Annotated in this window: 9 protein-coding genes; 5 read left to right on the forward strand and 4 right to left on the reverse strand. The window is 67.1% G+C overall.

Annotated features, from left to right (window positions below):
* From JWN68_RS05780 to JWN68_RS05790, 3 genes are all read left to right on the forward strand, one after another.
* Positions 1–480: hypothetical protein (locus JWN68_RS05780; protein ID WP_297735992.1), on the forward strand; the 480-nt coding region annotated here is incomplete at its 5' end.
* Between the two features lie 48 nt (positions 481–528).
* Entirely contained in the window at positions 529–1,203 is a 675-nt protein-coding gene (locus tag JWN68_RS05785; RefSeq protein WP_297735994.1) for a response regulator transcription factor, read from the forward strand.
* A gap of 55 nt (positions 1,204–1,258) precedes the next feature.
* Positions 1,259–2,563 (forward strand): HAMP domain-containing sensor histidine kinase, encoded by a 1,305-nt coding sequence (locus JWN68_RS05790; protein WP_297735997.1) that lies wholly within the window; start codon positions 1,259–1,261, stop codon positions 2,561–2,563.
* 408 nt (positions 2,564–2,971) lie between these two features.
* On the opposite strand, the gene JWN68_RS05795 is transcribed toward JWN68_RS05790, so the two are convergent.
* A complete protein-coding gene (locus tag JWN68_RS05795) occupies positions 2,972–3,319 on the reverse strand; it encodes a hypothetical protein (RefSeq protein WP_297736000.1) in 348 nt (115 codons plus the stop codon).
* Between the two features lie 188 nt (positions 3,320–3,507).
* Between JWN68_RS05795 and JWN68_RS05800 the strand changes: the two genes are divergently transcribed.
* Positions 3,508–4,185, forward strand: a complete 678-nt coding sequence (locus JWN68_RS05800; protein ID WP_297736003.1) for a response regulator transcription factor — start codon at positions 3,508–3,510, stop codon at positions 4,183–4,185.
* Between the two features lie 28 nt (positions 4,186–4,213).
* Positions 4,214–5,566: a HAMP domain-containing sensor histidine kinase gene (locus tag JWN68_RS05805; RefSeq protein WP_297736009.1), complete on the forward strand. Its 1,353-nt coding sequence runs from the start codon at positions 4,214–4,216 to the stop codon at positions 5,564–5,566.
* A gap of 72 nt (positions 5,567–5,638) precedes the next feature.
* Here JWN68_RS05805 and JWN68_RS05810 read toward each other — a convergent pair whose 3' ends face one another.
* The 3 genes from JWN68_RS05810 to JWN68_RS05820 form a co-directional block, all read right to left on the reverse strand.
* Positions 5,639–6,400, reverse strand: coding sequence for a hypothetical protein (locus tag JWN68_RS05810; protein WP_297736011.1), 762 nt, complete (start codon positions 6,398–6,400; stop codon positions 5,639–5,641).
* Positions 6,330–7,994 carry a hypothetical protein gene (locus tag JWN68_RS05815; RefSeq protein WP_297736014.1) on the reverse strand — a complete coding sequence of 555 codons (1,665 nt, stop codon included), beginning with the start codon at positions 7,992–7,994 and terminating at the stop codon, positions 6,330–6,332. The genes JWN68_RS05810 and JWN68_RS05815 overlap by 71 nt, the downstream gene beginning before the upstream one ends.
* Before the next feature lie 300 nt (positions 7,995–8,294).
* Positions 8,295–9,124: HAMP domain-containing sensor histidine kinase (locus JWN68_RS05820; protein WP_297736017.1), on the reverse strand; the 830-nt coding region annotated here is incomplete at its 5' end.

The following is a 9,124-nucleotide window of genomic DNA, read 5'->3' on the forward strand; positions in this document are numbered from 1 at the left end:
CCCGAGGGCTACGGCAAGTTCGAGCTCAACGTGCACAGCAACGACTGCTACACCGCCACCGGACCCAGCAAGATCATCGGCTTCCTCACCATGACTGACCTCCGCGGCCGTGATGTTCCCAACCCGCTATTCGAGTTCGACGGCTGCTTCGACCCCAACGGCAACAACACCCCTACCGCCGTGACCTTCCCTTCGCTGCTCACCGTCACCAGCACGTCGCTCGCGCCCGACGACCAAGGTCGAGTTGGGTTGCAGGTCAGCTGCGGAGCCGGCAGCGACGGGTGCGCCGGCACGCTTACCGCGAGAGCGGGAGGACGCGAACTGGGCTCGTTGCCGTACGACCTGCAAGAGCAGTCCACCGGCACGCTGATCCTGCCCGAACCGGTGGGTGAGAGTGAGAATCAGGTGTCGCTCGAGCTGCAGTCCAAGACCGGCGTCGGACCAACCTCTCCCGTGTCCTTGCCGGTGCAGCGCCCGTAGACCTGCTTCCTCCCAGCCGAGACGATGTCGCAGACCTACGCTGGCCGCATGCACGTGGTGGTTGTCGACGACGAACATCGGATGGTCGAGCTCATCGCGAGCTACCTCGGCGAACAGCAGGTGACCTCCTTCGGATGCTTCGACGGGCCCAGCGGGCTGGCTGCGGCGCGCGGGACCGACGTCGACGCGGTAGTACTTGATCTGATGCTGCCCGGACTGAGTGGCATCGAGGTGTGCCAGCAGCTGCGGCGCGAAGGCAACGACGTCCCCATCCTGATGCTGACCGCCCGCGGCGCAATCGTTGAACGGGTCGCCGGTCTCGAGGCCGGTGCGGACGACTACCTTGTCAAACCGTTCGCCCTCGAGGAGCTGCACGCACGCCTGCGCGCCATCCGACGCCGCCTCGATCCCGAGGCAGGTCATCGACTCGTCGTCGGCGACATCATCCTTGATCCGCTCGAACAACGTGTCTGGGTCGCCGGCACCGAAGTCACCCTGTCTCGCCGCGAGTTCGCGATGCTTACCTCGCTGATGGAGAGCCGCGGCCACGTCGTGAGTCGAGCACGGCTCTACGACGACGTCTGGGACGGCGAGGTCGACATCCGCAGCAACGCCCTCGACGTGCACATGTCCCGGCTCCGCAACCAGCTCGGAGCGTCCGATCTGGTCATGATCCGCACGCTGCGAGGCGTCGGATACCGACTAGGGACAACCAAGAAATGACTCCAGGATGACATTGTGGCGCCGCCTGATCGGTGACGGACCGATCGTCACCCGCTTGGTCCTGGCCGTCGCCGCCACCATGTCCGCCGTGCTCCTGGTCGCCGGCGCGTTCGTGTTCTGGCGCGTCGGGTATGCCCTCGACCGGCAACTCGACCAAGACCTGACCGCCTACCAACGAGTGGTCCAGAATGCCGTCGCCGCCGGGGCGACACCGCCGACCGAAACGCCCGGGCAGAGTTACCAGATCTACGACCCGCAAGGACGCGTCATCGCCGGCAACGCCAGGAGTCGCCTTGCCGACCAGGACACCATCGCGCGGGCAGCAACCGGCGCGGAGGTTCGCAACGACGTCGGCAACCTCCTCCCCTCCAGCGGCCACCCCTTCAAGGTTGTCGTCGCGCAGGTCGATTCCCCGGAGGGGAAAGTCGTGGTCGCATCAGCCATCAGTAAGAACAAGCACGACGAGGCACTCCGAGAGCTCCTCCTACAGCTCGCCATCGCAGACCTCGCCACCTTGATCGCCGCCTCCTTAGTCGGCTACGCGACCGCCCGTGCGGCTCTCAACCCGGTCGAGAGTTACCGACTCGCTGCTGAGAACGCCGACGGCGCCGAGGTCCTCCCGGTCGCCGCCCGCAAGGATGACGAGGTCACTCGCCTGGGGCACACCTTCAACGCGCTTCTCGAACGCATCAGACGGGCCAACGAGCGCGAACGACAGTTCCTCGCCGACGCCGCCCACGAACTGCGATCACCGCTCGCGCTGATGCGCACCGAACTCGAGGTGGCCCTGCTCCGGCCCCGCGGCGACGCCGAGAGCACGACGGCGCTCAAGTCCCTGCGCAGCCAGGTCGAGCTACTCATCACGCTTTCCAACGCCCTGCTCGACCTCGAAGAGCTCCGCGCTGCTAGTGCACCCCCATACGACCTTCTCGACGTTGATCTGGTTCTCGACGAGATCACCAGCCGCTTCGCCGCGCAAGCTGCTGCGGAAGGCCGGCGCCTGGAAACGTCCGCCCCACGTGGCCTGACCATCGCCGCAAACCAACACTGGCTCGATCTGGCCCTCTCCAACCTCGTCTCGAACGCGCTCCGATACGGCGAAGGCACTATCCGAATCACCGCCACCGAAACCCCCCTCGGGACGCAGTTCGCCGTCAGCGACGAAGGCCACGGGTTCCCCGACGATTTCGTCGACCGGGCTTTCATTCGATTTGCCCGCGCTGACACCAGCCGAACCACCCGCGGGACTGGCCTCGGGCTGGCTCTCGTTCAGGCCGTCGCCGAGGCCCACGGCGGGAGCGCCAAGATCACAGGTCCGGAGGTCTCCCTCGAGCTGCCGAATCTCTCAACACGGCGCTGAGTCCGGCCTACAGGGCGCCCAGTGGTCGTTCGGTCAGGGTCGCCAGGTCGACGGAGCGGTGCCCAAGCCCTGGGCTTGGTCAGCGCGAACGCCTCTGGTACCCCGAAGCCACGGCCCTTCCCCGGTCTGATGCTTGCTCACCCTCAGGCACGGCAGATCCGGCGACTTCGTCAACACTCGCCACGAGGGCTCCAACGCGTCACCCCTAGGCACCGGGCGCGTCGACTTGTGCTGGGGAGTCTTCAGAGTCGGGACTGGACGAATGGGCGGGGTCCTCCTCGATGGCATGGGACCGTGGCTGGACTGAAAGAGGGCGCAGCGCCGCAACCGAGCATGGCCCGGGGCCGTCCGGTACCGCGGCGGACCGGTGAGTCCGATCCGCCGTGGTGTGCACTGCTGAGTGCTGGGCTACTGACCCTCGCCGGACTCGTCGGCGTCTTGGTGGCCAGGCTCGTTGGGGTTGGCGTCGGGACCCTGGTCGGGTCCGTCCGAGGTTTCGTCGGCCTCGTCGGCCTCGTCGGTGCTGTCGGCTTCTCCGGACTCGTCGGCGTCCTGGTGGCCGGGCTCGTTCGGGTTAGCGTCGGGACCCTCATCGGCTCCGTCCGAGTTTTCCTCGATGTCGGTTTGCGATGACTTGTCGGTGGAATCGCCTGCAGAGGACGAGTTGGCCTGGGCAGCCATGACTCCGCCGACGCCCACGCTGGCGATGACCGCCGTCGAAGCGATCAAGGCAGCATTGCGTTTGAGGTTTCTCATGGTTTCTCCCTTCGTCGGCCGCGAGGTGCGGCCTGATACCCCCAGCCTGCGTCAAGGGGGCTGTGAGGACGCTGAGTGTCGCTGAGAGCGACTCCCGCACGGCCGTAGGTCCCGTTTGCCGCGCTCACAGCGTTGTCACAGCCGGGGCAGAGCATCATGTCCCGGGACCCCTGGAGGGAGATAGCTACGTGCGGGTGCTGATGGTGGAGGACGAGGTCAGGCTGGCCGAGACGGTTCGGCGCGGGCTGGTGGCCGAAGGCTTTCTCGTCGATCTCGCCTCAGATGGCGTCGCGGGTCTGGAAGCCGCTCAGACGGGTGGCTACGACGTGATCATGCTCGACATCATGTTGCCCCGCCTGAATGGCTACGAGGTGTGCCGACAGCTGCGTGCCGCGGATGTATGGACGCCGGTCCTCATGCTGACGGCCAAGGATGGCGAGTACGACCAGGTCGACGCGTTCGACCTGGGTGCGGACGACTACCTGACCAAGCCGTTCTCGTTCGTCGTCTTGGTCGCGCGGCTGCGGGCGTTGGTCCGTCGTGGCGCTCCCGAGCGACCGGCTCTTCTGGCCGCTGGAGATCTCACGTTGGATCCGCGCAGCCGGGTCGTGGCCCGGGCTGGTGCGGAGATTACGTTGACGCCCCGCGAGTTCGGCTTGCTCCACTACCTGATGAGGCACCGCGGGGACGTGGTGTCGAAGGCGGAGATCCTGGAGAGCGTGTGGGACCTCAACTACGACGGAGACGACAATGTCGTCGAGGTCTATGTGGGCTACCTGCGGCGCAAGATCGACTACCCGTTCGCCCGCAAGGCCATTGAGACGGTCCGCGGCGCCGGCTATCGGCTCGAGGGCAACGGTGGGTAGGTTCGCGGATCCTCTGCGACGCGGTGGTGTGCGCCTGCGGGCGTCGCTGGCCGCCACCCTGCTGGTCGCCCTGGTGCTCGGCGCCGCCTCGGGCGCCTTCATCGTCCTCCAGCGCCATGAGCTCGTGGCGTCGCTGACCGACGTCGCGCGACAGCAGGCGAGCGATGCGGCCGATCAGGCCATGCGGGAGGGCGCGGCCGTTGATCTCGCCGCCGGGGGAGGGGACCAGTCCCTGATCCAGGTCGTCGCCGGCGACCGCTCGGTGGTAGCGGCGAGCCCCTCGGTCGACGGTGAGGCGCCGGTGGTCGGCCTGGCTCCACCCCCGGGCGAGGTCGAGGTGGCCACCAGCCGGTTGCCGATCGGTGAGGGTGAGTACTTCGTCGTGGTGGCTCGGGGGATCGAGAGCCCTGACGGGCCCTTGGTGGTGCTCGCGGCACAAAGCCTCGAGACCGTCCAGGAGTCGACGGTGGTGGTGCGGGACCTTCTGCTCATCGGCTACCCGTTGGTGTTGATACTGGTGGGGCTCACCTCTTACTGGTTGACCGGGCGAGCGCTGGCTCCCGTCGAGGCGATGCGGCGCAGGGTGGCGTCCATCGATGGCACGTCGGCACTGTCCGCGCGCGTTCCAGTTCCGGTGGGTGGCGATGAGATCGCCCGTCTTGCCCAGACGATGAACTCGATGCTGGGCCGGCTCGAGGCCAGCGCGGACGCCCAGCGCCAGTTCGTCGGTGATGCTTCGCACGAGCTGCGGAGCCCGCTCGCCGCGATCCGCGCGGCCCATGAGATCCACGCCCTCCACCCGGACACGACCTCGTGGCCGGATCTCTCCGCGGAGGTCCTCTCCGAGCTGGATCGCGTTGATCGACTGGTCGCGGACCTGTTGCTCCTGGCCCGTTCCGACGAGCGCGGGCTGACGCTACGGATGCGCGACGTCGACCTGGATGACCTCGTCAGGGCGGAGGCCACCCGGCTGCGCCGGATCGGTGGGCTTGACGTCGTGGTTGCCGCGCCACCCGTACGTGCCCTGGGCGACCCGGACCACCTGGCGCGGGCACTGCGCAACCTGACCGACAACGCGGCGCGACACGCGCAGGGCAGCGTCGAGGTGCACCTGGCCGCCCCCGGGGGAGTCGCCACCATCGATGTCATCGACGACGGTGACGGCATTGCGAGCGCTGACCAGGACGTCATCTTCGAACGGTTCGCGAGGCTGGACGGCTCGCGGGCCAGGGACAGCGGCGGATCGGGTCTAGGCCTGCCGATCGCCCGCCAGATCGCCCTCGCGCACGGAGGAGACGTCACTGTCGCAAGGAGGGGGGCGAGGACGGTCTTCTCCCTCACCATCCCCTTGGACGCCAGGCAGACGAAGCAGCGTCCATGACAGGGCCCAGCACTACTCCATGATCCTGTATGTCCAAGCCCGCTGTGGATGCCAGAGACCGCAGTCCTGGGCTCAGGCAGTGCCCAGCTCCTCTTGTCGACTCTCCGTGCGGTCCACGCCGGTCACGCTCAGGTAGACGACGGTGGCAAGGATCGCTCCCAGGAAGATCACACTGGTCACCATGGTGCCGAGGGCGAGTCCGCCCTCACTCTTGTCGAGGGCCAGGAAGTCGCCGATGTTGGCGCCCAGCGGACGAGTGAGGATGTAGGCCATCCAGAACGACAGCACCGCGTCGACGCCCACCCGCCAGCCCAGGGCGACGAGTGCGATCAGGCCGGCCGGCAGCAGAATGGCGAGGCCCGGGGACCAGCCGGTGAGCTCGAGAGTCCAGTCTCCCAGGGCAGTGCCGAGAGCGAACGTCACCAGGACCACGAGCCAGTACCAGACCTCGCGAGGCGTGGTGTTGATCGAGTGGATCGACAGGGTGCCCTCGCGTGCGTACCAGGTGGCGAAGACTGTAGCGAGCACCACGGCGAAAACGACTGAGCTGACGGCCAGCGGGACACCGCGTGCGTCGGTGAGGTTGTCGGTCAGCAAGGTGCCGACCACGCTGATCAGCACAACGGCTAGCCAATAGGCGCCCGGCACGTAGTTGCGCAGGCGGAACTGCACGATCAATGTCGCGACCAGAGCAACCGTGAACAAGATCGTCGTGTTGGTGAGCCCGAATCCCAGGGTTTCGTTGATGTAGTCGGCGAAGCTCTCACCGACCGTCGTACACAGGATCTTGATCACCCAGAAGAACACCGTTACTTCCGGGACCTTGTTCAGCATCTTTCGGCCCGTGGTCGGGAGTGTGTTGGTCATGTGGTTCAGGATCGGGTCTCCAACCTGACAATGACCTGACTACGACCACCGATCCGCGATGGCTGCGTTTGTGTTGATGGTGCGCGGCGACCGAGGGCTGGGGCAATCGGTGGTAGATGTGGCTGTCGCCGACTATCGCCACGTCCCTGTAGTGGTCCCGGAGTTCTACGGTTGCACTGGATGAGTCGATTCCCCAAGCATCGAGGCTCGCGCCGGTGGTCACGACCCAGTCGGGGCGTGACCTGCCCGCTAGGACTCGTGTCAGATCAAGCAGCTGTGGATCGCGCACCTTGATCGGCAAACTCCAGAGCTCCGGGTAGGGGCTGCTCAGCCCGCTGTCCTGCAGGATGTTGGCGTGCCCGTACGCGACGACGGCGGTGTCGCCGGGTTGCTTGTGAGTCGCGAGCCACGCGCCGATGGCGTCGCCTCCACTTGTCGAGTCGGTTCGGAAGCCGACGACGCTAATCGCCGCGAGACTCGCCACGGCGGCGTAGGTCAGCACGGCGAGCAGCGAGGCTGGCACCGTTCGTGACGAACGCGCCGCTGGCACTTCGTCCGCGTTGCCGCTGCCGGCACAAATGACGGCCACGGCGAAAACGAGACCGGGCACCAAGACGAGCAGGTAGTGCAACCAGTAGCTGCCGCCGGCGAGCATCGAGACGGACTCCCAGGCCAGCAGAGCAATGGCGGCTGGTCGTAGGTTCACGGCGGGGGGCGCCACTCGGGCGCGCAGACGCCGAGCGAGCAGCACGACAATGGCGGGGGCGCCACTGACCACAAGGCAGACCAGGACGCTCCTGAGCCGCGCCGAGGTCGCCGAGCTGGCGGAAGAGCTGATGACCGCCGACGCATCGAGTCGAAACGTCACGACCGCCTCCCAGAGCCCCGGCAGGGTCGTCCCCCGGGTCAGGGCGTGGGCCAGCACCACACCCACGCACGTCACAGCACCCGCGAAGAAGGTGGCCACCGCACGGGCGGCGGAAGCCCCTCCTCGATGTCGAACCGTTCCTACCGAGAGCACCGCCATCAGCACCAGGGCGTCCACCTCGTTCTGCTTGACGAGTACGGCGGCAGCGGCCGCTGCCCCCGCCGTGAAGTACAGCCACCTCGTGGATATGGCTCCGCCCGCCGAACTCGCACGCAGCATGCGCTCAGCGCTGAGCAGTACCAGCGCGACTGCAACGAGTTCGCCGTCAACCTCCAGGGCGCCGAACAGAGGGTTGACCAGGAAGACCGCCGCTGTTCCGGCCGTCAGGACTGGAGTCCACCTGAGCACGTGCGTTCGTGGCACTGCGGTTGCGCCGATGCGGCCGGCCAGGACCACCGAGAACGCAACCAGACACGCGCCGAGCATCCGCAGGGCGATGGTGCCGCCCAGCGTGTTGGCCAAGGAGAAGAAGTCGAGCAGTAGGGGCGGGCGATCAACCCAGTAGTTGCCGTAGAGCGAGGTGCCTGGTCTCCATTGCGACGCCACCAGTAGGAGACCTCCCTCGTCAGAGCTCAGCGGGTCGATCGCAAACGGCATCCGGACAGTCAGCGTGAGCAGTGCGACCAGTCCCACCCAGGAATTGGGCCATCGGCCGCGCGGGGAGTGCGCAGGCGAAGAGGTCGCCGCGGTCACTGACCCCCGAGCGATGGGACGGTCCAGTGTCGTCCTCACGACGTCAGCGTGATCCGTAGTCCCTGCCAGCCACCTGACTGGCCAATCCTTCCGTCGCGGCAGTGAGCCGTGCCCCGGACGGGGAACCCGAAGCACGGCGATCGATGTGCGGGAGATGGTGCGCCGGGGGCGGCGGGACGCTACTGAAGCAACAGTGGACCGGTGTATGCCATGAACCTGACTGCTCCGGTCGGAGTGGAGTCAGGCCAGGGGGACGCGAAGCACCATCCGCGTGGGCGTGTGAGCTTGGGCGACCTCGAGGTCGCCTCCGACGCTGCGGGCCATCCGGCGGGCGATGGTCAGCCCCAGGCCCGCGCCCGAGCCGCCGCTTGTAGTGAGGCCTGCCTCAAAGATCCTTTCCGTGTCACCGTCCACCCCGGGGCCGTCGTCCTCGACCACCACGTCCAGTGCGCCAATGGTGCCAGCGACGCTGGTGATTACGACCTGGCCGTGGGCGAAGCGAATCGCGTTCGCCACGACCGGCGTCAAGGCCCTCATCATGATCGTCTCGGGGGCGGCGACCCGCTGATCGACCAGGTCAACGCGCACCGTGAGTGCATCCTGAGGCAGCGATGCAAGCACGTCTCGCACCACGTCGGCGATCGAGCAGGAGGCGGCGTCCATCAGCGAGGCCTCGCTGCGTGCGACGTCCAGGAGCGTGGTGATCGTGGTGCTCATGCGGCGACTGGCCTCGGAGATCTCTTCGAGGGTCTCGCGCATGGCGGGCGACAGCTCGTCCTGCATGAGTGCGAGGTCTGCAGTGCCCTGCACGACGGTCAGTGGTGTGCGCAGTTCGTGGGCCAGCTCTGAGGTCAGGCGTTGCTCGGCGCGGATGGCGGCCGTGACCCTGTCGAGAAGTGTGTCGAGGGTGGCGGCAAGCGCGGTGATCTCGTTGGTCGGGCTGCCGAGGGCGAAGCGACGTGACAGGTCGTGCTCACTCCAGTCGGTTGCGGCCTTGGCGAGGAGGGCGACGGGTTTTAGTGCTCGGGTGGTGACGGAGGCCGCGATGCCGGCCGCGGCGGCTGTCGCGA

The sequence above is a fragment of the Nocardioides sp. genome (assembly GCF_025964975.1).
Lineage (GTDB): Bacteria > Actinomycetota > Actinomycetes > Propionibacteriales > Nocardioidaceae > Nocardioides.

What these genes read in the sequence shown, in the direction of transcription:
- JWN68_RS05785 (WP_297735994.1), top strand. Translation starts at nt 529, where the DNA reads ATGCACGTGGTGGTTGTCGACGACGAACATCGGATGGTCGAGCTCATC.
- JWN68_RS05795 (WP_297736000.1), bottom strand. Translation starts at nt 3,319, where the DNA reads ATGAGAAACCTCAAACGCAATGCTGCCTTGATCGCTTCGACGGCGGTC.
- JWN68_RS05810 (WP_297736011.1), bottom strand. Translation starts at nt 6,400, where the DNA reads ATGCTGAACAAGGTCCCGGAAGTAACGGTGTTCTTCTGGGTGATCAAG.